Annotated in this window: 1 protein-coding gene; it reads right to left on the bottom strand. The window is 70.5% G+C overall.

What is annotated here, in order from left to right; genetic code table 11:
- Positions 1-684: alkaline phosphatase family protein (locus tag HK417_RS24545; RefSeq protein ID WP_222273448.1), on the bottom strand; the 684-nt coding region annotated here is incomplete at both ends.

Below are 684 nucleotides of genomic sequence, written 5' to 3'. Positions count from 1 at the left end.
GTAGCCGGCAGCGCTCACGGCATCGAGCACCTGCGGGACGAGCGTCCGGTTCCAGCTGGTCATGCCGTGGTCGCTGGTCAGGATGAAGGCCGTCTCGCTGTGGATGCCGACGTCCTTGGTCGCCTGCACCAGCCGGCCCAGATCGGCGTCCATCGCGGCGAGCCGCGCCCCGATGCTCGGTTCCTCGGTGCCCTCGCTGTGTGCCAGGGCATCCAGGTCGCTGCCGTAGACGGCGAGCAGGTCCGGGATCCGGGGGACGGTCACCTGCGTTCCGCCGGAGTCGACCGGGCGTCGGTTCAGGATGTCGATGGCGACGTCGACCCGGTCGCCGAAGTCGCCCTCCGGGTCCACGTACAGGTGTTCGGGGTCGGCGTAGCCGGTGCCGCGGTCGTGCACCATGTACCACTGCACCGACGCGACCGTGCGCCCCTGCTCGGCCAGCGCCTCGGCGATGGTCTCGGCCTCCAGATGCCGTTCCTGCCCTACCGCCGTGTTCGATGCGGGATCGAAGTAGTAGGCGGCGTTCTCGTGGGTGTCCGGATACGCCCCGGTGGACATGGACGCCCGCGCCGGGTTGGACGCGGTCTGGAACGTGCTGGAACCGATGCTCAGGCTGCCCTCCTCGGCGAGGGCGTCGAGGTTGGGCGTGGCCGCCCGGCCCAGGAAGTCGGGGTCGAAGCCGTC

The organism is Modestobacter marinus (genome assembly GCF_019799945.1).
Lineage (GTDB): Bacteria > Actinomycetota > Actinomycetes > Mycobacteriales > Geodermatophilaceae > Modestobacter > Modestobacter marinus_B.
Note: the sequence above shows the minus strand (reverse complement) of the source record. Positions and strands in the feature narration are given on the sequence as shown.